Origin of the sequence: Virgibacillus sp. DJP39, assembly GCF_049310925.1 — a bacterium.
Classification (GTDB): Bacteria; Bacillota; Bacilli; order Bacillales; family Amphibacillaceae; genus Virgibacillus_F.
Genome location: NZ_JBMERP010000010.1, coordinates 1 through 24,869, shown reverse-complemented (window position 1 = coordinate 24,869; position 24,869 = coordinate 1). Strand labels below are relative to the sequence as shown.

Here is a 24,869-nt window from a genome sequence, read left to right as displayed (position 1 = left end):
TTTTTATATTTATATTTTTATTAATATTTTATTGTTTATTCTTATAATATAATTATAGCATTATATAATTTAATCTTCAACGGTGTTAATTAGACCATTAAAAAAAAGAAGGTTTCCCTTCTCTTTTTTTTAGCTATTTTTAATTTTTAATTCTAAGAAAGTATGAGGAGACTTAATTTGAAGAAGATTTTTATGGAACTTAGAAGATATAATAGTTGGTAAAAAAATACTGGAAGGGGTATCATATATACTTTTAAGCATAATTGCTACCCTATCCAACCCTTCAAACATATTAGCCTGTCCTACTATATCTTCATCCATTCGTTCAAATACATTCTTATCATTATCTTCACTCAAAATGATATTAGAATGAATATTACCATTCAAAATCAATTCTCCCACTCTATAATGTGCCTCAGAAAACGTATACAAGCTACCTAACTCAATGTTTTCTAGTAAATCGAATGTTACCTTAACATCTTTCCTATGTGTTATATATACGAGTTGAAAGACACTTTTAGCTATATTCCAATCCAATTCTTCTTTTTGTTTCATTCTCATTTTTTTACACCCGATCCAAATTTAATTGGATCAATACTAACATAAAGGAAAAGAAAAAGGTATTTCTATTTTTTTAAAAAACACCACTCTAACCGTTTGATACAACCTTTCGTTCTTTTTTATTCATTAAGCAAGTCCAATTTACTTCCCACTTAATTAAATCACCATTTACTATAAAGTCACCTGAAGAAGAAAACACAATAATAGGGATTTCAAAATAAGTAACAAAAACTCTACCACTTTCTAAAAATAACACTTCTAACTGACTTTTTTCATAACTATCCTCTAACCTGTTCAATATTTCATATACAAATTCTTCGTTTTTTTCCATTCCAACTAAATCATTAATCACCTTTTTATTTTTAAATAGAAACCTTTCTTTTTCATGTTCATTCATAATGAAAACCCCTTCCTATAAGAAGAATAGTTTTTTAATAGTACATTCCATTTTTTATCTAACCTTATTCTCTCTATTATTTCTTAATTGAAGTTCAGTCCATAATCCCTCAAAATCATCTAACTCATATCTTCCAAAAATAGTTGTTCCAATTTTATTAGTGTGCAATCCATCATTTGTTTTATTGTTATACATGATACTTCTTAGAACAAAAATAAACTCATTAAAATCTTCTTCTTTTGGTTCTAAAGTTATAGTCAAATCCCTACTCATATAACCTTCAGAAGTCGTTAATCTAACTAATTGCGTTTCACCTAAATTTCCAAAGATACCAATAAAACGATTAAAAGCATCTCTATATGAGTTAGAATTTTTCGTTACTAATTCCCATTTATTTATTACTGTATCAATATTATTGTTTATTTTTATTTTAGCTAACTCTTTCTGCATTTTATTTCCTCCCTTTTTTACTGGTAACAAAAAAACACCTAAAGTAACATGAGGTAACAAACAAAATGTTACCGACTAAACCCTATAGTGACAAGGGTTTGAAGGGAATAAATATGTAAAGTAACAAAGTAACAGAAATTTGAGACACACACACTATATAATAATAAAAAAAATAAGTTTAAAAAAGTTTTTATTCTCTTATATAGTGTGTATATATTATTATGTTACTTTGTTACTTTACTATATAATATCTATTTTTAACCTTAGAGCCACAAGGGTTTAAGTCGGTAACATCAATTTTGTTACTTTTTATTGTTTTTTGTTACCAATCCATATCAAACCTCATTCCACCAAAAATCAGCATAACCAAATTCTAATAATGTAACTTCTTTTTCATTAAAGCGAATTTCTATCCATTTATTCTTTTCTAAATCTGATTCACTATCTTTTTGATACCTAATATAATCGGATCCTTCTTTATATCCAATTTTATCAAATTTAAGATTACTAAAATTTTCTTTCTTTATATTAATAACTTTTACATCACCATGTAGATGATTTAGATTTTCGTTGAAATATTGTTTTACACTTACAAAAGTATTGAATTTTAATTCCATTTCATTTTCCCCCTCATTTAAAGAACGGATTATTTAAAACCCGTTCTCTTTTAATTTTTTAAATTACGATTTGTTACTAACTACAATAAAATTATTTCTTAATTTATTATTTAACCTTACTAAATTCATTTCCCTTTGAGTAGATCCTAAAAAATGAATTCCAGTACATCTTGATTGTCTTAATAATGTATAAAAATCTTTGTTTTTATTTAAAAAGTCAAAATACCTATCAATATTTTCTATTACTAGAAATTCTTTTTTAAATTTAATTGGTGAAATTTTATTAAACCCCTCTAAATTTGTTACTTTTTTCTCTTTAAATAATTCTAATCGTTCTTCCATTCTTTCTTTAAGTATACTTAACAAGTTATTTAAAATATCCATTTCTTCTTTATCTACAAAGTGTATTACTTTATCTTCAAATTTCACTAAGTAATTTCTCAGAAAGGTTGTCTTTCCACTTCCTGTTTTACCAACAACCAATAAATTTCTATCCGTTCCATATTCATCAATCACTTCATCAACATTAAAATATTTTTCCATTTCAATCTCTCCCCTTTTTAAAAAAAATCCCTTTATACTAAACTTTTTTCATAACACTCCATCTACCATTACCAAGTCTTTCTTCTAATTCAATCTCCATCATATTTAAACACTTCATGTTATCTTCCACTTTTTTTTCATTTCCTACTGACTTATATCCAGCTTTGAAGTTATATTCTTCTTCTTTACTAAAAAATAATTAAGTTGGTATCTCCATATAAAATCCTCCTTTTATATTATCTAACATTTTTTAATGAAGTAAAATTTCTTTAATTTCTTTGACTATCTTAGGTGAAAAATACAAATCCCTTTCCATCATGAAAAATGGTGAAGGTTGATTCTTTTGAATTCCTTCTAATTCATCCAAGCTAAAATATCCCCATTCAGACATTTGAGGATTTCCTTCATTCCTTACATAACCGAAAAATATTCGATCTGTTGGATCATATTCAATCGCATACCAGGTCATTGAAGGGCAGAAAAACTTAGCTATAACTTTTTTTTCTTCCATTGGTGTATCTTCAGTTTCACCTATTACAACGAATTGAGATTCTAATTCTTTTGTCATTAATTCCATTTTAATCCTCCTTCTTTCACTTTTTTAATAAATCTATATTACACTTCATTCCATTTATATCCGTTTTTTTAATGTTATACTGTATCATCTTTTCATCTAAATCATCACTTTGTTTTTTAAAAAGGAACAAATTAACGTTCCCTTATTTTAATTTACAGTTACAATATAATATCCATTTACTGATTCAGCAGTAACACCAGCACCTAAGTAACCTTTTATAGCGTTAAAATCTACTGGTCTAACTCGAACTAAATTTCCTACTTCAGCATTGATAATCCGAACGCAATGGTTAGCTGTGGCTGTGGATCATCGTTTAAAGCGAAGGACCGCGCGGGCGCACCTGAAAAATGTTAGCGGTGTGACAACGTTTTGCGAAGGTTTTCTAATCGTAGTATCATTCGGTAAACCTAAACGGAAACAAATCGTAAAGGTTGCGGACTACACTAGTTTAACCGAGCATATCGACAGTTCAAACGAATATAAACAACCGTTATATAGACGTTTTGCGGTTGTTAATAACGATAAGTAAGACTTTCTTAGCGCTAAATTTAGGCGTTGGGGAGGTCTTTTTTTGTGTCGTTGAAGAAACGTAAGAGAATCACGAAACTAGCGGAACCTGTAAAGGAATATCCGAACTTGACGCAAACACAAGCAATTGACATTGTTATTAGCGGTAAGCGAACGGAAGGTGTAAGGGACAGGACTATTCGCGACTACGTTAAGATGTGGGAATATTTCACGAAGTGGCTAAATGAAAACTACGAAGTGGACTATGTAAACGAATTATCGGCGGAGGAATTTCGGAATTATATTAATTACATGAAGTACGACAAGCGCAAGTATGCGGGACACAAGTATATAGACGGTGATAAGCAAGCGATTGGACTAGCCGGACCAAATCGCATTGAATGTATAGCGCGGAAAATTACGTAGGAATACGAAGTTAGGGGCGATAAATTGTTTACATGGAACGAATATAACCGGGTATGTTACACGACGGAAGAATACGTTGGATTTATCGAGGCAGTAAAGCAGCAAGGCGGCCATGTAATGCACACATTCGCATTGACTAACGGTCAAGGCTTATCGGTACAGTATCGACTACCAGGCAAGGCGACGGAGTAAGGTGGCATAAAAGCGAATAGAATACGAAGTAACGGGCAACCTCGACGAGGGTTGTCCGTATTTTTTAAAATTTATTAGTTATTCAGATAAATTATGTTAAACTAAATACAGAGATTGTGAAACAATTACTAAACGCTAACGCAGTAGGATTGTTGTATAAGAGTCGGTGCTAAATAGAAAGGGGAAAATAACATGGGTATTTTTGATTTTCTTACTAAAAACAAAAAAACACCTCAAAACAATGAAACAGAAAAACAACAAGAGGACGTAACTCCGGAAATTAAAGAGGAATATAAAGGACCAATCCCAATTGCAGAAACAAGTTATTCAGTAACAAGAGAAGAGAAATATGGAATATTTGAATACATTGATTTCAAAATCGCAGGAACCTCTTTTTACCAAAAAGCTATAAAAAAAGCCTTACAACAAGAAAAGGAAAATAGCACTTTCTTTGATGAAGAAAAATATGATGGTATGACAAACAAAGAAATTTTAGAAGAAACTTATGATCAACCTATTTTTGAATATAGTGATGCATTATTTTCCAATTGCTCGCTACAATTAGAACCTGATAATGAATATGATTCAAAGGCAATAGCAGTCTATATAGATTCATTTATGGTTGGTTATGTTCCTAAGAAAAACTTTTCAGAAGGTAAAGAATACATATATGATCAATTAGCGGGTGGATTAAAAGATAACCGAAAACTCAATTTTAGTGTTAGTGTCAGTCTAAGAGGTGGTAAATATAAAATTAACCGCAATGATGAAAAAGTTGATACTGGGGAATCTGAATATAAATTAGATGGACAAGTAACTATAAAAACCGAATACAAATAGCCTTAAGGCAGGTGTTCTCACGAAGGCAACTCGGGTGCTTTAGTTGAACAAGCGAATAAAAAAATGCTGCCGAAGTCAACTAGTTTGAGTCGGATAAATGTCGGACTGGACGGGTCTAACCACCTGTTCGCCGACTTTTTTTGTCGTAGAAAATCTTAGGGGGTCGAGGATTTAAATTTTGGAAGCAAATACCGTAGCATGGAGCGTCACACAAGCGAATTAGTTACGGTTAGGTGATACATAATGCAGTTAGTTTCAAATTAGGCCTTGCATTCACGGAACAAGTTGGGTAATATGAAGGTAACGTAATTAGTCGCTAGGAAAGTTCGTTATAAACAATCGTTTTGAACAGTAACAATCGTCGATAATATAAGCAAAGTGCCGGCACACCAACGATAAACCGCCGTTAAACATACCGTAAACGTGTACGGCGGATTCACTAGCAGTAATACCATCATAAGTTGTCTTATCAACTGTTATATTTCCAGTCGTTACAGTTCCGTTATCAGCATCTATTAATACTTCATCAGATACTATCAAACCATTTGTTGAACTCGTTGCCTCTAATACAAATGTAATACCATCAGTAGAAGTTGAACTTAATGTTCCTCCAATAGCTTTAAAAACTTTTGGATTTCCATATGCTGATAAAGAAGTACCAGACGGATCTACTGACCAACCGTTTCCTTGTGCATAACTTGTAGCAACAGCAGTTTGAATAGAATTAGCATCCTCAACTGATTTAACTTTTTTTGCATCATCAATAAATACAAAATAACTTATAGTGGCTATCGTGGCTATTATCAATAGAATAACCATAGCAATTCCTAATTCAGCTAAACTAAATCCTTTCTCTTTCATTCTCTCATTATTCCTTTTATTATCTAATACACCTAAAAAATTAATTATTAATTCCTTCATTAAAATCCTCTCCCTTTTTTTATATTCAAAAAAACAAACCACCTATTATGTATTTTTTCTAGTGTTTATATATCACCTCCTTAGATGCTAAGAACTATATTTACTCACTTACGTTCATTTTTATTTCCCTTCTCTTTTTTGCTATAGAAATAAGAATTTTTCCTTTAAAGTGTTCAGGACAATCTTTTGAATAAGAAATTAATTCTTCTTCACTTAGCGTTCCATCTTCAAAAAACTCAATACAATCATCAACTTCTTTATCTTTTATATTATCTACAACCATTTTTTCTGTCTCTACACTCACTTTTTTATTAGGATCGACTTTATATATAAACTTGTACTTTACCAAAACTAAACTTATAGTTACAAGCCACAATAAATAAGTAACATAAATTTGTACTAAGAAGAAAACTGGAATTAAAAATGTAATAAATAATAGTAATAATATTTTCCAGTTATTATTCAAAAAAGAAAGTACCTTTAACTTTCCATTTTTTTTAGTATGAAAATGTAATCTTCCTATAACGTAAACTGAACTTAAATAGGATAAAATAATAATTATTAATAATAATATTTTTAATATCGCTTCCACTTCTAATACGAATTCTGTTCTCTCCACCATAAAGTAAAGAAAGGAAATCGAATAAAATAAAGCATAACTTGATAACAAAAAAATAAATAAATTAACTATAATAACTCCTTTTTTTCTCATTTTAACCTTCTCCTTTTTTATTTAACTCTTTCACTAATACTCCTGTATTCATGATTTCCTCTTTGATTTCTTCACTTAATTCTATATATTTTAATCTCTCTTTTATTTCATCTTTTGAAAAATCGTCTTTAATATAAGAATTAACTATTTCTACACATTGTTTTATAGCCTTTTTTTCTTTTTCTTCATCCTTTCTCCTCATCACCAAAATGAATATAATTAGACTAGATATGCTAAATATCAAAAACGCTACATCAAAACTATGATTTATGTATGTCATTATCGTTAGTGATATTGAAAATGGTATTAAGAAAAATTTTATTTTTTCCATTATGATTCCTCCAATAAATAATCAAATTACCTCCTATTTAATCCAACTTATCCCTATTTATATATTCTCTATTTATTTTTCTTCAAACTCATTTATTTCTTTTATACACATTTGCAACATTACTTTTTCATCCATTTCATTTATCATAAATTCACTTAAAATATCATTACTATTTTCACCAAACATTTTCATTTTCTTGTTGTTACGTTCAAAATCATATCCATCTATATAAAATACTTCATAGTCATTCATATTTTTCACCACCTTTATTTTTTAAAGGAGGATTTTTCACAAAGGATTCACACCATTTATCTATATCTTTTTCATTCAAATCAGGTAACTCATTTACTTTTCCATAATGATACTCATATATTTCATCAATCTCTTCCTCAGTTAATTTTCTTTTTATATCTAACGCTTTTTCAATCTCACTTTCTAATTCATCTTCGTTAAACACTTCTAATTCTAACCCCATTTTAATCACCTCTATGTTTTATATTATTAATATTAATTAACTCACTAATTACATAATAGCTTTTTAAAAACAATTCTTCAGTAGTGTTATTTCTACCATTTAGAAAACTTAACCCACCATTCTTAACACATCATTTACTACATTTTCATTACTTTCGATTTTTTTTACTTTTTCATCAAAATTATCTAAGATACTCTTTACTTCTTTAACATCCATCTTTAACCTCTTAGCAATCCCATTAGTTCTTTTTCCTTCTTCTCTTTCTTTAACAATTAACCTTTCTACACTATTTAAATTCTCTAACATTTTTTTCATTTCCTTTTTAGATTCAAGGCTGAGATTTTCTACAATTTTACTTTTAATATTTTTTATAATAGAATTTATACGTTCAGATGATAATCCTACTTCTCTTCCAATATCACTTTTATTAAATTTTCCTTTAGTATCAATATTATATTTAATTGATTTTAAAATTTCGATTTCTCTTTCACCTAGAAAATCCTCTATATTTTCAAAGAAAATATTATCAATTACTTCATTTTCAATATTTATTTTATCATCACTAACATAATCAAAAATACTAACTTCACCATCTTCATTCATAATAGTATTATTAACCATGCTATAATTATCTTCATTCATAAATTTTTCCACTTCTTTAATTTTCATTTTCACCCCAACAGCAATATCTTTATAAGAAGGTTCAACATCTTTTCCATTTTCATTTTTAAATTTAACTATAAAATCAATAATCTTTTTCATTTTATCTTTAAAACAAGTTGAATAATTTAGATCCACTCCACTATCATCTTTAATACCTAATTTAACTTTTTCTAGTAATCTCATATTTACATAATTATAAATGTAGGTACTTACCGTCATATTTTTTTCTTCATTATATATTTCAAACCCTTTTAAACAATATTCACAAGCTCTCATAAAAAAATCATCTGCATTTAAATCATATTTAAAACTTCTTTCATTAACAATTTTTATTAACATTAAATACATACTTTCCATTAAACTAGTACGAGCATCCACATCATTATTCTCTCTAAACTTTTTCAATAAAACTAACTGTTCTTCCGCACTAAGTTCTTTAATTCCATTTCCATCAACATACTTTTTAATTTCATTAATTACACTATTCATTAAAGCCAACCCCTTTTATTTATTAAACCTATATATTAGGTTTTTATCTTATAATATAATTATATCACGTTCTTAAATAGTTCATATTACAGGAATGTTACAAAGATCAATCACATAAATATTACATGTATCTTTATATATTTGTTTTATATATTTAATTTAATTATATTATAATACTATTATATAATACATTTATAAAAAGAGCAACATAGCTAACCATACCATACATTAAAAAAACGACTTTATTCTACTATATAAGTGACCAAATCACCTACTATGTATGGTTTTATAGCTTTTGAATTATTTATAATTATCTTTTGAATTTCTTTTAAAATTTCTTTATTATTATTATTTATTTGTATCGTATCACTATATAATTCATCACATTGGATATATATAAAAGTATAAATAGGTATATCACAATAACCATCTAATAATCGTTTTAAAGCCTTCTTATGCTTTTTAACTTGCTGAGTAGGGTTTTCGTACCCATTTTTCTCAAAACGCTTTCCATTACTATCTTCTTTGACCCAATCACCATTATTTATAGTAAAAGTTCCACTCCAATTCTTTACCTCGATTATAAAACATCCGTAATTGGTTACTAATAAAATGTCGAGCTGATATTCATAATTTCCTAAAACTAAATCATGTATTATTTTATAGTCCGTTCCCTCAAACCAATCTTTAACATAACTAACCATATAGTCTTCTAAATCATCTCCTGATAACTGTTTTTTATAAATTTTCCATTCGTTATCTTCTCTATACCTTTCAAAATTCATTCCATTACTGTTTCTTTTAAACCCTCTTTCTAGCTTATCTTCTCTCAATATCCTTCTAAACTCTTTCATCTTTTTATCATCTCTTTTCACTTCCATTAGTCCCAACCCCTTTTTTATTTTTAATAACAAAAAAAAGAGATCAACCTCACACTTATAGTGTGAAGCGACCTCCTATTTATTTTAAAATTAATTGATTTTTAGTATTCTCATTCCATTTAAATAAGTATCTAATTTTAAATTTATATCTTTATTAATTTTTTTTACCAACTCTTCCTTACTACATACAATTCTATTATCATCAGTTTCTACACAATCATTATTTAAAAAAATGTAAGAAAATAGAGGTGCTTCGATTTTTTTTTCTTCAAACAAATTTCTCAGTTTTTTTTCTTTCTTTTTTATTTTTATAAAAGGGTTTTTATTATCCTTATAACAAAATGTTTTTCCATTCCTAATTTTCTTTTTCCACATATCATTCTTTATTTGAAATTCACCTTTCCAATCATTAACTTCAATTATAAAAACACCATTTGAGGTTAGTAATAAAAGATCTATATGAGTATTAAAATCAATAATAATATCTCGTATTAATATATAATTTTTATTTTTAAACACCTTTGAAAAAGTTTTTACTACATCATCTTCTAATTTATCCCCTGAAATTTGTTTTTTATAGATTTTTTTCTCACAATTTTTTTTATATCTATCATAATTCATTCCTCCCCTTTCCTCATTCCAATCCATTAACATTTTATTTTCTCTTAACACTTTTCTAAACTTATTCATTTTCTTTTTGTTACTTATGTATTTCATTTTAACATCCCCTTTCCTTGTTATGAAACATTTTTATACTCTCTATTATTTTTTAGGAATTTATTAAATTGTTCTTCCGTATTATTACCATATCCATATATGAAATGAAAATTTTTATGACAACTAACACACAAACAAACTCCATTAGTAATATCATATCTTCCTTCTTTAAAATAATTCCAGCTATTTATATGATGAGCATTAAGTTGTTCTATATTATTATTATTACCACAACATTGACACGTATAATTATCTCTATTTAAAACATCAAATCTCCATTTTTTATATTGAGAATTTTTTCTCCCAATTTGATTACGATCCTTATCTGTTAATTCTTTCTTCCAGTTTGAGTGATTTTCTCCTTTATTATTTTCGTGGAAACAATATGAGCATCCATCATCTAATTTTATACTCGATAACCTCTTATATTGAATTTTATCTGAATGTTTTTTACATTTACATTTCATTTTTGTTGAAGCGTTTTTATATTGTTTTTCTAATAAAATATAACCTTTTTTATCGTAAAGATTACTAACCTCTTCATAACTCATTACATTATTAGTGCAAAACTTACACCCTTCATTCATTTTTATACTCGATAAACTTTTATATTGAATTTTATCTAAATGTTTTTTACATTTACACTTCATTTTAGTTGAGGTATTTTTATATTGTTTTTCTAATAATACAAATCCTTTTTCTTCAAAAAGATTACTAGCCTCTTCATACTTCATATTACTATCACAAAATTCACATTTCCTACCATATCTTATATCTTTTAAAGACATATATTGATTTTCATCTAAATGTTTTTTACATTTACACCTCATTTTAGTTGAGATGTTTTTATATTTTTCTTCTAATAGAATAAAACCTTTTTCTTCAAAAGTTTCTTTCACTAACGAAAAATCAACTTTTCTCTTTTCATTAGTACATTTTTTACATCCACCATTTTTTAATTTTGACACAGTAATATATTGAATATCATTTAAGTGTTTTTTACATTTAAATTTCATCTTTTCTTTACTATTTTTATACTCTTCTTCTAATAAAATAAATCCTTTTTCTTTAAATAACACTTCTACATCTTTATAATTCAATTTTCTCAATTAAAACTCCCCTTTTAATTTAACACCTATATATTAGGTTTTTTATCTTATAATACTATTATAACATTTTTAAAAAAAACTTATATTACAGGAATGTTACAAGAGAGATTTAAAATAGGAAATCAACCTCACACTTATAGTGTGAAGCGACCTCCTATTTATTATTTCCTTATATTCCTTATATTTTTATGATAGCTTTTTTTCCTTCATAATTCACTACCGTTAATCAGACCATTAATTCATTTTTTCTTATTTCATTAATAGCGTTATCCAACATTCCATTAATCCCATTACCTTCAACATATTCATCCAAAACTGAATTTCCTTCTTCCTTTATCCGTTGTTTTATTTCTTTAAAAAGTAGTGGAAAGGAATCATCAAGTTTTAAATATATACCGTTTTTATTTTCTTTTCCATCTTCACTAAGTAAAAAGTAAATATCATTTTTTAAACACTCATTATCTTTTGTTAAAAAACATAATAAGTTATCTCTAACCTTAAACAAAAATCCTTCATATTCATTACTAATAGCTATATCAGGTAATTTACTTACTTTTTCTTTTAACATTCATTTTCACCTCACTTTCTATATATCTAATATCATTACAAATTTCTTGAATCACTTTTCTTTCACTTTTGAAAAATAAAATTTTACACTTAAAACCATCAAATTCCTTATCGTATTCTAAAATCACTTTTCCACCATTCCCAAAAAAAACATCTTCAATATTATTTTCCTCATTTAAATCTTTATTTACTGGAAAGAAACTAAAACCATTATCTCTAATCACTATTGTATGTTTTGGATCCTTCCACACATCATCAAGGCTATAATGGTCATGTTTTAGAAAAAACGTTAATTTTTCATTCCATTTAATCTTTAACTCGTCAGCATCATGATCGTAATCAATTTTCATTTTCATATTCTTCTAATACCCAATCAGGAATATATACTTCTTCACCTTTATTAAATGCCTCTCTAGTTACTTTCATATAATCCTTAAATCCTTTCTTCTCAGCTAAGTCTAAAATACCTTCTTGTTGTTGCTTATCATTATCCTTTAATGCTCTAGTGTAAATTTTAATATATTGAAACAACGTTCTATCTCTATTTTCAACTTTTGTATCAGCATTTTCATACCCTTCTTCTTTCATTACCCTTAAAACTTCACTTCTAGGTATTTCGTAGTTTCTTCCTACTTTTTTTGAGTTTTTTAAAATCCCTTTTTTGATCCAATTTGAAATTGTCGCAGGAGTTTTATTAAACAAAATTAAAGCTGTTTCCTGTGTACCTAAAAAATCAAACATGTTATATTTTTTTCTTTGTTCATCTCTTCTTTTTTTATATTCTTCTACATACTTTTTTTCTATATATAAACCGACACCTGCGGTAGAAACCGCATATTTTGAAAGCTCTCCTTCTTTAAGGAGTTTATAAATGAAATGGATAGAAAAATTTAATTCATTAGCTACTTCATCAGCACTCATATATTCTTCGTTTGTCTTGAATTTATTTCTAGCTTCATATTCATTTTTATAAGCTATTACAGATGAACGTCTAACCATTCTTCTGTCATTGATAATTCGTGGTTCAAATCGGTGTATCATATTTGTTATATGTGCTATATCCTTACCTAATAAATTACTTGCTTCGCTTTGTGTAATATATTCACTTTCCATAAAGTTTGTATTTTCAAGAAAAACAATAGCTTCACCAATTTTTGTTTTATTAAATGTTTCTAAGTTAGAATTCCAAATTTGTTGATATGGTGTATTAGATAATACCTTTTTCACACGTTCGGTTCTAATCAGAATTTCCTCATCAATTTCTAAATTACTTCTCCCCTCTAATATTTTTACAATATCTTTATAGAGTGTGGATGTTGTAACATCCTTTTGTGTTATAGATCCCACACCTATATATTCATTAACTCCTTTAATGTAGTTAATAATATCCGTAACAATATTCTCAGCTTCTCTCTCTATTTCTTTGATATTCATATTTTCTTCAATCGCTACTCTCAACTCTTTTACCTCCATTTTTTTAATTATTTTTATATTTATATGCAGTACATAGGTTAATTATACAATGAAACATTTATATAATCAAATATAAACAAAAAAATATTACTCTAATTTTATTAGAATAATACTTTGTTTACATAATTTTATTTATCCCTGAAATTTCCCAAAAGTTATTAAGTACCTCATTAGCTTTTTCTTCTATAAATCCCATAGCGAAAGATGATATTTCGCTTTCAATATTAGAATTAAATGTATCACCAAAATTCATAATTGAACCTGTATCTGTACCTAAAACCCCATTTGTCAACACAAGAACCACTACAACCATTATTACCATCGGAATAACCATTTTCATTTTTAACACTTCCCTTTTTTATAATTAATATTATTAAACCTAAATAATAGGTTTTTTATCTATAATGTCATTATAGCACGAAAATTTAAATAATTCAACCCTCTTAATTAGACCATAAAAAAACCAACCTCTATTTAGAAGTTGGAATTAATGTTTTCTTACTTTAATCCACAATACATAGCGATTGTGTTTATATAATTTTTATTTCCAGTTAAACGATTTAAATCCTTTTTAGAAGTAAAAACGTCTTTCTTCCTTGTTTTTATAATTTTCTCTCTTAATTTTGCGTTGATGTTAGGCATAACACTTAAAGGTAATCTTAACCCATCTTCCTCATAAATAAATTTTTTATCTGCCGATTTTTCTAAATCTACTGGATATATTTTATAACCTTTATTCATAAAATGTTGAATAAGTTTATATGTTGGATAAGATGTTTTTTCTTTATTTGTTGGATTTGTTTTTGGATCAGACCAACGTTTTTCAATATCACTAATCATGTTGTCAAATTCTTTTTTTTCTAACAAAATTGGTAAATAAGAAATAGATTTTTTACTCTTCTTTTTCGTATTTACATCATCATTTGTTTCATTTCCTTTATCCAATAATACTTTAGTGAATTCTTTTAAATGATGATACCTATAATAAGCCATACGCAAAGATGTTTTTGCATATGATTTTCCATGTTGTCTTGGAAATAAGTATTTTATTTTTTCCATACTTTCAATTTCCCATTTTTCTATCCCCTTTTTAAACATTAATACTTTCCATTCTTCCCATTTTTTGATATTTTCCATTTTACCATCATGTAATTTTCCTTTTCTTACAAATTCAAAAATATCAGTAGCCATTTTATTTTCTATACCTTTACTTAATAATAATTTCAACACATCTTCTCTAGTAGAGAAAATATCTCTAATACTTTTTCCTTTTTCAACCAATTCCTCGCCATTTCCTAACCAAATTCCAGTACCATGAGTTAATCCCATTAAGCGAATATAATCTGAAAAAATTCTAGGTTTTGTTTGCAAAATAACGTTTGTACTAAAAATAGTGTTAAATTCAGGGATTCCAGCAGTTATTCCTTTTCCTAATTCTTCTAATACTTTTTTATCTGTAAAATTTATTTTTTTTACATTTATTCCAGTTTCTTTTTCTAAATTAAAAAAGATAGTTGGTGAACTATGTCCTAATGCATCAATCTTTAATACTGTGTCATGTATGCTATTGAAGTCTAAATGAGTAGTTATTACACTCTTATCTTTTCCATCTTTAGCATAAGTTTGTGGGGTGAAATCTTCTATTTCATATCCATTAGGTAATACGATAACTCCACCAGCATGTATTCCAGTACCATATTTAACATTATTTATAAATGAATGATATTCTTTAAAATATCCGTCTTTTATTTTAAATGTCTCTCTAAAAACTTTTTTAACTCCCCCTTTTTCTTTTAATTCTTCAACTATAATATGATCTAAACTACCATAAATATTTTTTTGTTTTTTCTTTTCACCAGTCATTTTATCTTTGTAAAAAAAATTATAATCATTACTGTATAGTTCTTCTAATAAAAAATCTTCTTTTTTGCTTTCCTTTTTAAATAAATCCCAAACAATTTTTTTACTTTTCCCTTCACTGTACGTTGATACAGTTCCAGCTCTAAAACTTTTTTCCTTACCAAACATATCAAAAATATGTTGATGAGCTTCGTGTTGATAAACGTCAGCGAAATTCATATCTATATCAGGTACTTTTCCTTTTCCACCAAATACGGAATAAGGTGAATATCCTCCTTCCCCTTTCATTGTTCCAATACATTTTTCACATTTTTTATCATCTAAATCATATCCATCTTCTATTTCTTTCATCCATTCAAGATTACAACAATTAGAATTTTGACATAGATAGTGTGTAGGTAATGGATTTAACTCAGATATATCACTTAAAAAGGCGTAAAAAGAACTACCTACAGAACCTCTATCCTCAACTATGTATCCATTTTTTTCTGATCTTTCAATAAGAGAAGAACTAGCATAAAAAATTACTCCATATCCTTTGTTAATTATTTTTTTTTCTTCGTCTTTAAATCTCTCCAAAATTTCTTTGTCAGGATTTTTTCCGTATTTTTTCTCTAAATTCATATTAACTTTTTTTCTTATAACTTCATTAGCTTCTTTTATAAAAGGAGTGTATAATTTATCTTCAACAATAAAAATCTCTTCAAACTCTTCAGCTAACATTATAGTATTATCTACTACAATTTCTTTACTTTTATTTTTTCCTAAGTAACTAAAATCTTCTAACATTTCTTTAGTAGTTTTGAAAAAAGCATCCTTTTTTATTCTTTTATCTAAATGTGGAAGTCCTGATCTTATTGATTCATTAACAATAGGTTTAAGATACTTTTCTTCAAATTTATTAATGTAATGTACTCCACCAATAGCTATAACTGGAACGTTATTTTCATCAGCATTTTTAATTAAAAAAGTATTTATTTTTTGTATTTTTTTATTACTTAATGTTTTATATTTATTATTCTTTTTATTTAATTGCGAAGTTGGTTGTATACCAATGGCATCATATTTTACTAAGTCTTTTTTCTTAATTTTTCCATCAAGTAAATTATCGAATAAATCTTTAGCTTCAAATCCACCACTTATTAAAATTAAGTTTTTTCTCCTTTGCAAAACCTCATCTAATGGTAACGTTTTTTCATCTGTATAAGTTATATTAACTAAAGACACTAATTGATACAGAGATTTTCTTCCAGCTTGATTTTTAGCATAAACTAACATTCTACTGGCGTTCCACGAATCTATAAACTCCTCTCCTTTATCATGAATCATTTGTAAGTTTTTCAATCCATAGTATTCAAAACCATTTATTACTTTTTTCCCTTTTTTATGATTAACCAATAATTTTTCATATAATCTGTAACACATTAGAGCATCATCTTTAGCTCTATGATGATTTCCTTCAAAATCAATATCATACTCTTGTAACATAATATCTAAAGTGAACTTTCTTTTTTTAAGTTTATTTAATTTTTTAAATAATAAGCGTGACATTTTTAAAGTATCTACTATAGGATTATTATCAAAATTAAAATCTGTACTATACTTTTTACATTTTTGTTGAATATAATTGTAATCAAATTTAGCGTTATGAGCTACCAAAGTAGATGTTCCAACGAATTTTTTAAACTGTTTTAAAACTGTTAATTCGTTTTCAGCATCTCTTACCATTTCATTCGTTATACCAGTTAATTCAGTTGTAGTAGCTGAAATACTTTTTTTAGGTTTGATTAATTTTTGAAATTCATCTATTTTTTTACCATTTTTAATTTTAACTACACCTATTTCAATTATCTCACCAAAAGTTGCGTTTAATGAAGTTGTTTCTATATCGAAAAAGAAATATGTATTATCATCATACTTTTTCTTTGAATTAGTTATATAAGGAGTTAATGTTTCATCACTCACTTTAAATTCGACTCCATACAACCCTTTCATATCATTCTTTTTTACTTCGTATTCAAAGTCAGGGAAACCTTGACAAACTCCTCTATCAGCAACAGAAACTACATTATTTCCAAACTGTTTATTTATTTCAACTAAATCTTTCACATCAACAATCGACTGCTGAGTAGAAAATTTTGTGGTAACTTGAAACTCTACACGATTATATTCACTTTCTTCTTTTCTCTCTTCAAATTTAAATTTTTCTATATTATCAATAACTACTTGTCGAGTAGGTATTTGAGTGAATATATGGACAGACGGGATTATGATTTTATGATAAGTTTCATCAATACCAACCGTTCCTTCTAAAACAACTCCATCACCTACTACTAAAGAATCGAATAATTCTTTAGCTACCTTATATTTACGATCCTTATAATTCAAAAAAGCTATACTTTCAATAGTGTCATTCAAAACAATTTCACCTAAATCATTTTTCTCTATAACATTAACAAGGATTTTATAAACTTCACCTTTTTTACTTTTATACTCATAATTATCTATGTGTTCAATCTTACCGAAAAACTTCACTAAATCTCCCTTTTTCATATTCTCTAACTTTTTCGCTCTATATCTCCCCATAAACCAACATCCCCTTTTAAAATTTTCTTTTCTCTTTTTTCTATGTAAAAAGGGAAGCATTCACTCCCCCATTTTTGTTAAAAATCAACGTCTGTTAAATTGTTCCTATCACCAACTAATATGTTTGTGATTTTCCGATTTTTAATGTAAAATTTTATATTCTTATAACCATCAATATCAACATATGTTAATTGTAAATCCCCTTTATCAATTCTTTCATTTTTCCTAGTTACTGTGATTCTGTCATTAAAAACACATTCACTAAAACCATATTCTTGTACACTAAAAATAACTTCCCCAAAAATTAAATCATACAAGTTTTTTCTTTTATTGAAAAAAATTTTTAATTCTTCGTAATTTTGAAAAATCAATACTTTTTTTCCTTTATAAATACCCATCTTTTTTCCCCCTTTTTATTAGGGAAGCATTCACTCCCCTCTCTTATTTCTCTATGATACTGATATTGAATTCATCAAATCTTCATCTGATTCATCATAATTTTCATCTTCCGTTTCTTCTTCTTCTTCTTCTAAATCCAGGTCTTCATTTTCCTTTTCATTTTCTTCCATATCATCAACATCACTAGTATCTAAATTAATATCATCTGATTCTTCAGTTTCATCTTCTATATCTAACTCATCTTCAAGCAAATCACTTACCATATAATTTTTAATGTTATTTAAATGAAACAATTCTCCATCACTTTTTCTTTTTGCTTTTTTCTTAATAACCTCTACCATAACTTCTTTATTCAAAATATCTAATTTATAACTTTCCGGTTCATATGTTTTTTCTTCATCTAAACCTAAAATATTTCCTATTTGATCGAAAATCTTCCAAGTAAAATCTTCGTGCCATACCAAGTTATCCCAAACATAAATTTTTCCGTATTTTTGATTTACATCATCTCTAATTCTCATTCCAATACTTAAACCATCAAATCCTTTATATTTACCTTTTTCTTTTTTACTTATTTTTACATTTACAATCTTTACTTCGTATTTCCCACTTTCTACAATAACCTTTTCATCATTATTTCTTTTCCCTTTAAAATCCTTCATTCTCATTTTCATAACTTAACTCTCCCCTTTTTATATTCTCCATTTATTCTTATTTATATTATAGCTTTAAAAACTAAAAAATTCAGTAGTGTTAATTAGACCATTAACTTTGAAACACAAGATTTATCATTTTCTTTTTTTTATCTTCACTCAACCCAAAACCTGAAGCTCTAGGATGACCACCACCGCCAAATTGATTAGCAATTAAATTTACACCATCTTCTTTACTTCTTAAACTCACCCCACCACTTACACCATTAACTAATGCCACTAAATCTATATGTAATTTAGAATCTAATATTGCAGAAGCAACTTCGTTAGGATATTGTTCGTTTAACACTACTCCTATTTTCTTTTCTTCAAATTTAACAATTCTAACATTACCTAATTTCCACTTTACATAATCATTCATTTTTTCGTATTCAATTTCCATTAACAAGTTTTCCATTTCATTAAACAAAGGTGTTGAAAAATCTAAATATCTTTCCACGAAACGTTTTCTTCCTATCAGATAATAATAATCATTTAACTTTTTAGCTTCAAAATCATTATAAATATCGTTCCATTCCCAACTATCATATCTCCTAACCTTTTCTACAAATTCTTCTAACTCATTTAATACACTATATTCTTCTTTTAATAAATTAAAAAATAATGAAGTTCCACTTGTTTTACCTTTTTCATTTTTAGTAATTACTTTAGACCAACTATATTTATTCAATTTTAAGGCATCCACATGATGATCTATAAGAGTTACCTTTATTTCCCCTTTAATTCCTTCTAATAACTCCCCTACATCTTCTGAAACGGATATATCGGTTATGTATACCTCATCATATCCCTTATAATCGTTATTTTTAATAAATTGTTCTACACTTTCGTTTATTTGATGATAACCTAACATTTGAAAGTCTAATTTTTCACCAAACACTTTTTTACCAACAATCACACAACCTACACCATCTAAATCCGAATGACTAAATAACATTACTTTTTTCATTATAAGCTCCCCTTTTAATTTTATTCTTACTATAATAATAGCATTTTAATATTCATTCTTCAGTAGACTTAATAACACCATCAGCTACCTCATCAAGTTTTAAATATTTATTTAAAATAATGATCCGTAACACCTCATCAAGTTTTGATAAACATAAAAAAAGAGAGGTTTTTATCCCTCTCTTAATGATTAATAAATTGTGTTAAATAAATTACCACTAACATCTAATTCATTAATTATTACTGGTTTTATATCTACCCTTACACTTGCTTCTTCTTCCATATTAATTCCTTTTTCACTCATTCTTGCTACCACTTCATATACTTCTTTATCTTTATATTTTCCTTCTAAATTAAAAGTTTCGGTTTGATAAGGATTAAGATTGAATTCTTCAACACCTTCTCCATTTTTATCGGAATAGATAATATCAACTTTTCCTCCTTGATTGAAAAATAAATTTCCTCTTACAGTTACTTTATCGCTAAAAACCGTTCGATTAACTAAATAATAGTTGTTTATATTATCAAATTCATGAAAAAGTGTCATTTTTAAAATAGATACACCAGTCGTTACAGTTTTTTTTATTGGAACACTTTCTAATCTGTTTCCATTTTTATCATTTGAAACTGCAATAATTTCATAGGTATAATCCCTTTCAAAATCAAGTCCACTATCGGTGAACGTTTTACCTGAATCTAATATGGCTATTAAAGTACCACTTCTTTTTATTTCTAAGCTTATTCCACTAGGTAATGATTTTTCTAGCTCCATTACAATAGTATTAGGCTCATCTTCTAAATAATCATTCTCTCTATTTTTAATTTTAGGAGAAGTAACAAATTCAACTAAATTTGTTTTATTACTTATATGACCTACACTATCTCTTACGTCACCCCGATAAGAATACTTTGTATTACTATATACATTCATATCAGTAAAACTATCACTAGAATTCCAATTAAATCGTGTATTAAAGTTTCCTCCATTTACCGAACGTTCAACCCTATAAGGACTACTATGTAAACCAGCAATATCACCATCAACATTAGTGAAATCTAACGATATTTGATATTCTTGATTATTTTCTAATAAAGATGCACTAGGATCAGATTTATCCACAATAATATTCTTAGTTACAGTTTCAGATTTACCTAAATAATCCCCATCATCTGCCCACAATCTAATTTGATGCTTTCCCTCAGTTATTTGACTATCAATAGGTATATTTATATTAAATTGTGTATTATTTAAAACATTTATTTTACCAATTCTTTTTCCCACACTATAATGGATTATCACACTATCTCCATCCGGATCTTTTGAATTTCCACTAAGATTTATAACATTATAACCACTAACTTCTGAATATCTATCATTATCAGTTGAAAAACTAACTACTGGCTTTTGATTATCTTCATAATCAACTTTCACACTATAACTATATCTTTGATTAATCCATTTACCTTTGTAAACTGTACCTTTATATTTCCATACTCGACTATCAGGTCTTACTACAGTACCTTTATATCTTGTAACGTATTGTGCTGGTTTAGTTACGTTTCCTCTATATCTGTAATATGTCTCACCTTTGTTAGTAACATTTCCATAATATTTAGCTAAGGTAACACCAAACATTTGAAGACTAGTATCACAACCAATATAACTTAAATATCCACTATATCCATTATCTGAATACCACAATGAATTTGATGCATCTTTACAATTATCATTTGAAACTATACTTTTAGTTACTTTTTTTGAATAATCAGGACCGCTACCTGAAACATAACTAGATAACCAACCTGAATAACCACCATAATTGTACCAACTTGAAGTTTGATTAGTTACCCACTTGGTATCAGAATCACTAGTTTTTACAGAATAACTACTTAGATTACCTGAATATATTCCATCATCATACCATTTATTTTTTTGGTTACTTACCCACTTAGTATCTCTTGGTATACCACTTTTAATATATTTTTTTAACACTCCACTATATCCAGTATCATTAGGATCTGGAGTAGAATCTCCATACTGATAAGTGTTAGGGCTATTTTTATTAGGAGTACCATAGTTAGTAATCATTTTATCAAAATATTTATAATCCCATTCTTCATCATCAATTTTACTACCATCAACTACTACTGTTAATGTATCTCCACTTAAAATTTTACTAACAACATAACCATCATCTACACTCACACTATTTATTTTAGTAACATTAGGTAAATCAAATATAATACTTTGTTTTTTATCACTTATCAGAGATGTTGTTTTAGATGTAGTTGCCTCACCTTTAGCTTTAACATCAAACATTCCAGTAAAAAATAATACCATAAAACTTAAAACACATATTCCTACTTTTTTATACATTTTTAACAACCCCTTCACATTTAACTGCATTTATGAATGTTTTTTATCTATGACTACTTGTTATATAAAGATATTAAAAACTTGATCATAACTTTTCATTAAAATTTGAATAAAAAAAAAGAGGAATGAGATTTTCTCACCCTCTAATTTGTTAAATTGGTTTTGCATATATTAATAACCGTTCATTAGGTTGAAATTCTGTATCAGGATAACAAGTCATTAACACCAATACCTCTTCATCACTTGGATTTTTAATTTTTAATGTTTCATGTGTATACATTTCTAACCTTTCAATAACATTACCTTCTTCATCTAAAAATTCATAATTAGATACACTAACTTCAGTATCAGCAAATACTCCTATAGGTGTGACTAAACTAAATAAGACCACCAAAATCATTCCTAATATAATACTTTCTTTTCTCAAAATACTCATTTCTAACATCCCCTTTTTTCTTTTTTGTTTTTTTAATACTACTCCCCCACTACTTCATTAGAACATTAGGTGAAATCTATGAAAAAATGCGTTTTTTTTGGGGTTTTCCCTTATTTTTTCTATTATTATCTTATAATTATATTTATAATTGTATATATAATGATTGTATAATAATATCAAAATCATAACTAAATTGTGTTTAAAATTATATTTATTGAATAACAACTCCTTTCATTTTATAGCTTATATAAATACTTGATTAATATAATAATAGCTTTTTTTAAAAAATTATTCAGTAGCGTTAATAAGACCATCATCCTATTTATCGACATATTGACTGATAATTGTAGTTAATAAGAATCAGGATATTGATATTGATTTTTTTACTACATAGTAATTCGTTTACTTAACAACATATTATTCACTTTTCACTACAAGATTACTATATCAACTAAAACTTTTAATTTTATGTAGAAATATAAGTTAAAAAACATGCATATCAACGTTTTAAACAGGTAGTTATTACGTTTATCTATTAAAATCAGAAAAATTAGAAGGTGTTTACGTTCCTATTGATAATAAAAATAACAATTAACGCTGGATCAAAATAAAACTTCCTACACACTATAACACTTGATAAATCAACGTTACTTAGTTTTTTAATACAAATTGATGAATATACTTACAACCAGTTATTATATGTAATAAATTTTAACCAAACGTTGTTATATCAGGCGTTTTAATATGTATAACTTTTTTAAACTTAATAAAAAACATACTACTACGTCACTACTACATTAGCAACTCACTACTACGTCACTACTACGTTAGTAATACACTTATTAAAATGAAGATACGTGAAAATACGTGATTTTGATAAAATTACTACATTACAACTGTATTAGTTACTACTACTACGTCACTACTCCACTTAATTATTTTCAATAGATGATCAAGTTTTTAACATTCATTTAAAAATAGTTACCATAAAAGCTCATCAAGTTTTTAATAACATTAAAAAAGAACGCTAACTAAAGCGTTCTACTCAACTTTTTCTATAGGTTAAAAAATCATTTTAAAAATATCCTTCCTAAAAAACCTTTCTTTTCTTGTTTCTCTTGTTTCTCTTCTTTCTTTTTTTCTAGCACTTCTAATAATTTTTGATCACGCTCATTTAAGGATCGATTAATATATGTGTTTTGTTTCTGCAATTCCTCTAATAGCTTTTCATTGAATTGAGTTTGTTTTTTATCGTGTTCCTTTAACTCTCTTATTTCTTCACGTAAGGCTTTCAATTCTTCAGCAACTTTCTCGCCAGTTTCCTCTTTAACTGGAATAAAATCTTTTCCTCCTGTAGCAAAATAATGATTTATCATTTTTATCGAATAGTTGTTTTCTCTATGTAAGGATCTGATTTCTCTTAATCGTTCAATTCCATCTTTTAAAAATACATTATAACCACTCTCATTTTTATGTGTAGGAATGTGTTCGCCTAACTCTCTTAGCCAATTCCGAATAATAGATGTTTTCTCATTAACTAAATTACTTGCATCTTTAATCGTATATTCTATTTTATCCACCTTTTTATCCACCTGATTATCATTTTTATCCATGTTTTTAAAACCTCACTTATAATGTAGTTTTTTTAAAAATTTAGGGTGATTTTAAAATATATCTTTATTTTAATCTGATTAATAAGTTATGTTTTTAATAATTAATCTAAATGTACCAAATAACTATAGAAATAACAAATAACAATTAAGTATAATAGTATCAAATATTCATTTTAAGGTGCTTTTTAGAAGTTTTAAAAGACTAATAGGTAAATACTACATATTTTTGTTCTATCCTCCTCAGATGCTTCCTTTTGCATTCTTATATACACTTAAATGTTTTTTAAAAATCAAAAAGAACGCCTATTAGACGTTCCTTCTTAACAATATCTACACCAAAAAAACTTTAATAATCTTTAATAAGAAATTTGTTGAGAGGGGAAAAACTGAGTTATGTTAAAAGTGTCTTAGGTTGAATTTTTTAAGGTAAGACAAAAATTTTCTTAGAAAACCTTATATAACAAGGGGGATAGCGTTTTTTACTTTTAC

The 24,869-nt window shown here is 27.0% G+C and carries 28 protein-coding genes and 1 pseudogene; 3 read left to right on the top strand and 26 right to left on the bottom strand.

The genetic code is table 11. From position 1 onward, the window contains the following. Positions 1 to 129 precede the first annotated feature (129 nt). From ACOI1D_RS05580 to ACOI1D_RS05555, 6 genes are all read right to left on the bottom strand, one after another. A complete protein-coding gene (locus ACOI1D_RS05580; RefSeq protein ID WP_422499895.1) occupies positions 130 to 561 on the bottom strand; it encodes a hypothetical protein in 432 nt (143 codons plus the stop codon). 88 nt (positions 562 to 649) lie between these two features. After that, on the bottom strand, positions 650 to 958 hold the full coding sequence (locus ACOI1D_RS05575) for a hypothetical protein (protein ID WP_422499893.1): 309 nt from the start codon (positions 956 to 958) through the stop codon (positions 650 to 652). Positions 959 to 1,012: 54 nt separating this feature from the next. Beyond that, the gene (locus tag ACOI1D_RS05570) at positions 1,013 to 1,408 is read right to left on the bottom strand and encodes a hypothetical protein (RefSeq protein ID WP_422499891.1); all 396 of its coding nucleotides are present in this window, start codon (positions 1,406 to 1,408) and stop codon (positions 1,013 to 1,015) included. A 335-nt stretch (positions 1,409 to 1,743) separates the two neighbouring features. Next, entirely contained in the window at positions 1,744 to 2,025 is a 282-nt protein-coding gene (locus ACOI1D_RS05565; protein ID WP_422499889.1) for a hypothetical protein, read from the bottom strand. A gap of 63 nt (positions 2,026 to 2,088) precedes the next feature. Continuing rightward, complete coding sequence (locus tag ACOI1D_RS05560) at positions 2,089 to 2,568, bottom strand: AAA family ATPase (RefSeq protein WP_422499887.1); 480 nt, start codon at positions 2,566 to 2,568, stop codon at positions 2,089 to 2,091. A gap of 250 nt (positions 2,569 to 2,818) precedes the next feature. Further along, a complete protein-coding gene (locus tag ACOI1D_RS05555; protein ID WP_422499886.1) occupies positions 2,819 to 3,145 on the bottom strand; it encodes a DUF2958 domain-containing protein in 327 nt (108 codons plus the stop codon). Between the two features lie 261 nt (positions 3,146 to 3,406). Between ACOI1D_RS05555 and ACOI1D_RS05550 the strand changes: the two are divergent. The 3 genes and pseudogenes from ACOI1D_RS05550 to ACOI1D_RS05540 form a co-directional block, all read left to right on the top strand. Next, a pseudogene (locus ACOI1D_RS05550) lies at positions 3,407 to 3,499 on the top strand (iron-sulfur cluster assembly accessory protein); the annotation flags it as partial. Between the two features lie 219 nt (positions 3,500 to 3,718). Further along, positions 3,719 to 4,078, top strand: coding sequence for a hypothetical protein (locus ACOI1D_RS05545; RefSeq protein WP_422499884.1), 360 nt, complete (start codon positions 3,719 to 3,721; stop codon positions 4,076 to 4,078). A 384-nt stretch (positions 4,079 to 4,462) separates the two neighbouring features. Continuing rightward, positions 4,463 to 5,110 carry a hypothetical protein gene (locus ACOI1D_RS05540; protein ID WP_422499882.1) on the top strand — a complete coding sequence of 216 codons (648 nt, stop codon included), beginning with the start codon at positions 4,463 to 4,465 and terminating at the stop codon, positions 5,108 to 5,110. A gap of 309 nt (positions 5,111 to 5,419) precedes the next feature. On the opposite strand, the gene ACOI1D_RS05535 is transcribed toward ACOI1D_RS05540, so the two are convergent. The 20 genes from ACOI1D_RS05535 to ACOI1D_RS05440 all read right to left on the bottom strand — a co-directional run bounded on the left by ACOI1D_RS05535 (position 5,420) and on the right by ACOI1D_RS05440 (position 24,380). Further along, positions 5,420 to 6,031, bottom strand: a complete 612-nt coding sequence (locus ACOI1D_RS05535; RefSeq protein WP_422499880.1) for a type II secretion system protein — start codon at positions 6,029 to 6,031, stop codon at positions 5,420 to 5,422. Between the two features lie 100 nt (positions 6,032 to 6,131). Next, the gene (locus ACOI1D_RS05530) at positions 6,132 to 6,743 is read right to left on the bottom strand and encodes a hypothetical protein (protein WP_422499878.1); all 612 of its coding nucleotides are present in this window, start codon (positions 6,741 to 6,743) and stop codon (positions 6,132 to 6,134) included. 1 nt (position 6,744) lies between these two features. After that, a complete protein-coding gene (locus tag ACOI1D_RS05525; protein WP_422499876.1) occupies positions 6,745 to 7,074 on the bottom strand; it encodes a hypothetical protein in 330 nt (109 codons plus the stop codon). A 72-nt stretch (positions 7,075 to 7,146) separates the two neighbouring features. Beyond that, positions 7,147 to 7,326, bottom strand: coding sequence for a hypothetical protein (locus ACOI1D_RS05520; RefSeq protein ID WP_422499874.1), 180 nt, complete (start codon positions 7,324 to 7,326; stop codon positions 7,147 to 7,149). Beyond that, on the bottom strand, positions 7,319 to 7,549 hold the full coding sequence (locus ACOI1D_RS05515; RefSeq protein WP_422499872.1) for a hypothetical protein: 231 nt from the start codon (positions 7,547 to 7,549) through the stop codon (positions 7,319 to 7,321). The genes ACOI1D_RS05520 and ACOI1D_RS05515 overlap by 8 nt, the downstream gene beginning before the upstream one ends. Positions 7,550 to 7,657: 108 nt before the next feature. After that, the gene (locus ACOI1D_RS05510) at positions 7,658 to 8,701 is read right to left on the bottom strand and encodes a hypothetical protein (protein ID WP_422499870.1); all 1,044 of its coding nucleotides are present in this window, start codon (positions 8,699 to 8,701) and stop codon (positions 7,658 to 7,660) included. Positions 8,702 to 8,943: 242 nt separating this feature from the next. Beyond that, positions 8,944 to 9,582 (bottom strand): nuclease-related domain-containing protein, encoded by a 639-nt coding sequence (locus ACOI1D_RS05505; protein ID WP_422499868.1) that lies wholly within the window; start codon positions 9,580 to 9,582, stop codon positions 8,944 to 8,946. Positions 9,583 to 9,672: 90 nt separating this feature from the next. Continuing rightward, the gene (locus ACOI1D_RS05500; RefSeq protein WP_422499866.1) at positions 9,673 to 10,299 is read right to left on the bottom strand and encodes a nuclease-related domain-containing protein; all 627 of its coding nucleotides are present in this window, start codon (positions 10,297 to 10,299) and stop codon (positions 9,673 to 9,675) included. Positions 10,300 to 10,319: 20 nt separating this feature from the next. Beyond that, the gene (locus ACOI1D_RS05495) at positions 10,320 to 11,408 is read right to left on the bottom strand and encodes an HNH endonuclease (protein WP_422499864.1); all 1,089 of its coding nucleotides are present in this window, start codon (positions 11,406 to 11,408) and stop codon (positions 10,320 to 10,322) included. Positions 11,409 to 11,634: 226 nt separating this feature from the next. Next, complete coding sequence (locus ACOI1D_RS05490; protein ID WP_422499862.1) at positions 11,635 to 11,976, bottom strand: hypothetical protein; 342 nt, start codon at positions 11,974 to 11,976, stop codon at positions 11,635 to 11,637. Beyond that, positions 11,954 to 12,325 carry a hypothetical protein gene (locus tag ACOI1D_RS05485; protein WP_422499860.1) on the bottom strand — a complete coding sequence of 124 codons (372 nt, stop codon included), beginning with the start codon at positions 12,323 to 12,325 and terminating at the stop codon, positions 11,954 to 11,956. Before ACOI1D_RS05485 ends, ACOI1D_RS05490 begins: the two co-directional genes overlap by 23 nt. Then, on the bottom strand, positions 12,315 to 13,433 hold the full coding sequence (locus tag ACOI1D_RS05480; RefSeq protein WP_422499858.1) for a helix-turn-helix domain-containing protein: 1,119 nt from the start codon (positions 13,431 to 13,433) through the stop codon (positions 12,315 to 12,317). The genes ACOI1D_RS05485 and ACOI1D_RS05480 overlap by 11 nt, the downstream gene beginning before the upstream one ends. Positions 13,434 to 13,566: 133 nt before the next feature. Further along, positions 13,567 to 13,788 (bottom strand): hypothetical protein, encoded by a 222-nt coding sequence (locus tag ACOI1D_RS05475; protein ID WP_422499856.1) that lies wholly within the window; start codon positions 13,786 to 13,788, stop codon positions 13,567 to 13,569. Positions 13,789 to 13,946: 158 nt separating this feature from the next. Continuing rightward, a complete protein-coding gene (locus ACOI1D_RS05470) occupies positions 13,947 to 17,894 on the bottom strand; it encodes an exonuclease domain-containing protein (protein WP_422499854.1) in 3,948 nt (1,315 codons plus the stop codon). A gap of 77 nt (positions 17,895 to 17,971) precedes the next feature. After that, entirely contained in the window at positions 17,972 to 18,292 is a 321-nt protein-coding gene (locus ACOI1D_RS05465; RefSeq protein ID WP_422499852.1) for a hypothetical protein, read from the bottom strand. A gap of 51 nt (positions 18,293 to 18,343) precedes the next feature. Then, on the bottom strand, positions 18,344 to 18,967 hold the full coding sequence (locus tag ACOI1D_RS05460) for a DUF669 domain-containing protein (protein ID WP_422499850.1): 624 nt from the start codon (positions 18,965 to 18,967) through the stop codon (positions 18,344 to 18,346). Between the two features lie 91 nt (positions 18,968 to 19,058). After that, positions 19,059 to 19,955 carry a DHH family phosphoesterase gene (locus tag ACOI1D_RS05455; RefSeq protein WP_422499848.1) on the bottom strand — a complete coding sequence of 299 codons (897 nt, stop codon included), beginning with the start codon at positions 19,953 to 19,955 and terminating at the stop codon, positions 19,059 to 19,061. A gap of 189 nt (positions 19,956 to 20,144) precedes the next feature. Beyond that, positions 20,145 to 22,331, bottom strand: a complete 2,187-nt coding sequence (locus tag ACOI1D_RS05450; protein WP_422499846.1) for a hypothetical protein — start codon at positions 22,329 to 22,331, stop codon at positions 20,145 to 20,147. Between the two features lie 151 nt (positions 22,332 to 22,482). Beyond that, positions 22,483 to 22,767 carry a hypothetical protein gene (locus ACOI1D_RS05445; protein ID WP_422499844.1) on the bottom strand — a complete coding sequence of 95 codons (285 nt, stop codon included), beginning with the start codon at positions 22,765 to 22,767 and terminating at the stop codon, positions 22,483 to 22,485. A 1,070-nt stretch (positions 22,768 to 23,837) separates the two neighbouring features. After that, positions 23,838 to 24,380, bottom strand: coding sequence for a MerR family transcriptional regulator (locus ACOI1D_RS05440; RefSeq protein ID WP_422499842.1), 543 nt, complete (start codon positions 24,378 to 24,380; stop codon positions 23,838 to 23,840). Between the last annotated feature and the right edge of the window lie 489 nt (positions 24,381 to 24,869).

Bases quoted from the DNA above. Each gene is read 5' to 3' on its own strand.
- ACOI1D_RS05460 (WP_422499850.1), bottom strand. From the start codon at position 18,967: ATGAAAATGAGAATGAAGGATTTTAAAGGGAAAAGAAATAATGATGAA.
- ACOI1D_RS05465 (WP_422499852.1), bottom strand. From the start codon at position 18,292: ATGGGTATTTATAAAGGAAAAAAAGTATTGATTTTTCAAAATTACGAA.
- ACOI1D_RS05555 (WP_422499886.1), bottom strand. From the start codon at position 3,145: ATGGAATTAATGACAAAAGAATTAGAATCTCAATTCGTTGTAATAGGT.
- ACOI1D_RS05535 (WP_422499880.1), bottom strand. From the start codon at position 6,031: ATGAAGGAATTAATAATTAATTTTTTAGGTGTATTAGATAATAAAAGG.
- ACOI1D_RS05515 (WP_422499872.1), bottom strand. From the start codon at position 7,549: ATGGGGTTAGAATTAGAAGTGTTTAACGAAGATGAATTAGAAAGTGAG.
- ACOI1D_RS05560 (WP_422499887.1), bottom strand. From the start codon at position 2,568: ATGGAAAAATATTTTAATGTTGATGAAGTGATTGATGAATATGGAACG.
- ACOI1D_RS05500 (WP_422499866.1), bottom strand. From the start codon at position 10,299: ATGAAATACATAAGTAACAAAAAGAAAATGAATAAGTTTAGAAAAGTG.
- ACOI1D_RS05445 (WP_422499844.1), bottom strand. From the start codon at position 22,767: ATGAGTATTTTGAGAAAAGAAAGTATTATATTAGGAATGATTTTGGTG.
- ACOI1D_RS05490 (WP_422499862.1), bottom strand. From the start codon at position 11,976: ATGTTAAAAGAAAAAGTAAGTAAATTACCTGATATAGCTATTAGTAAT.
- ACOI1D_RS05570 (WP_422499891.1), bottom strand. From the start codon at position 1,408: ATGCAGAAAGAGTTAGCTAAAATAAAAATAAACAATAATATTGATACA.
- ACOI1D_RS05510 (WP_422499870.1), bottom strand. From the start codon at position 8,701: ATGAATAGTGTAATTAATGAAATTAAAAAGTATGTTGATGGAAATGGA.
- ACOI1D_RS05530 (WP_422499878.1), bottom strand. From the start codon at position 6,743: ATGAGAAAAAAAGGAGTTATTATAGTTAATTTATTTATTTTTTTGTTA.
- ACOI1D_RS05525 (WP_422499876.1), bottom strand. From the start codon at position 7,074: ATGGAAAAAATAAAATTTTTCTTAATACCATTTTCAATATCACTAACG.
- ACOI1D_RS05450 (WP_422499846.1), bottom strand. From the start codon at position 22,331: ATGTATAAAAAAGTAGGAATATGTGTTTTAAGTTTTATGGTATTATTT.
- ACOI1D_RS05505 (WP_422499868.1), bottom strand. From the start codon at position 9,582: ATGGAAGTGAAAAGAGATGATAAAAAGATGAAAGAGTTTAGAAGGATA.
- ACOI1D_RS05540 (WP_422499882.1), top strand. From the start codon at position 4,463: ATGGGTATTTTTGATTTTCTTACTAAAAACAAAAAAACACCTCAAAAC.
- ACOI1D_RS05455 (WP_422499848.1), bottom strand. From the start codon at position 19,955: ATGAAAAAAGTAATGTTATTTAGTCATTCGGATTTAGATGGTGTAGGT.
- ACOI1D_RS05475 (WP_422499856.1), bottom strand. From the start codon at position 13,788: ATGAAAATGGTTATTCCGATGGTAATAATGGTTGTAGTGGTTCTTGTG.
- ACOI1D_RS05565 (WP_422499889.1), bottom strand. From the start codon at position 2,025: ATGGAATTAAAATTCAATACTTTTGTAAGTGTAAAACAATATTTCAAC.
- ACOI1D_RS05485 (WP_422499860.1), bottom strand. From the start codon at position 12,325: ATGAAAATTGATTACGATCATGATGCTGACGAGTTAAAGATTAAATGG.
- ACOI1D_RS05575 (WP_422499893.1), bottom strand. From the start codon at position 958: ATGAATGAACATGAAAAAGAAAGGTTTCTATTTAAAAATAAAAAGGTG.
- ACOI1D_RS05440 (WP_422499842.1), bottom strand. From the start codon at position 24,380: ATGGATAAAAATGATAATCAGGTGGATAAAAAGGTGGATAAAATAGAA.
- ACOI1D_RS05470 (WP_422499854.1), bottom strand. From the start codon at position 17,894: ATGGGGAGATATAGAGCGAAAAAGTTAGAGAATATGAAAAAGGGAGAT.
- ACOI1D_RS05520 (WP_422499874.1), bottom strand. From the start codon at position 7,326: ATGAATGACTATGAAGTATTTTATATAGATGGATATGATTTTGAACGT.
- ACOI1D_RS05580 (WP_422499895.1), bottom strand. From the start codon at position 561: ATGAGAATGAAACAAAAAGAAGAATTGGATTGGAATATAGCTAAAAGT.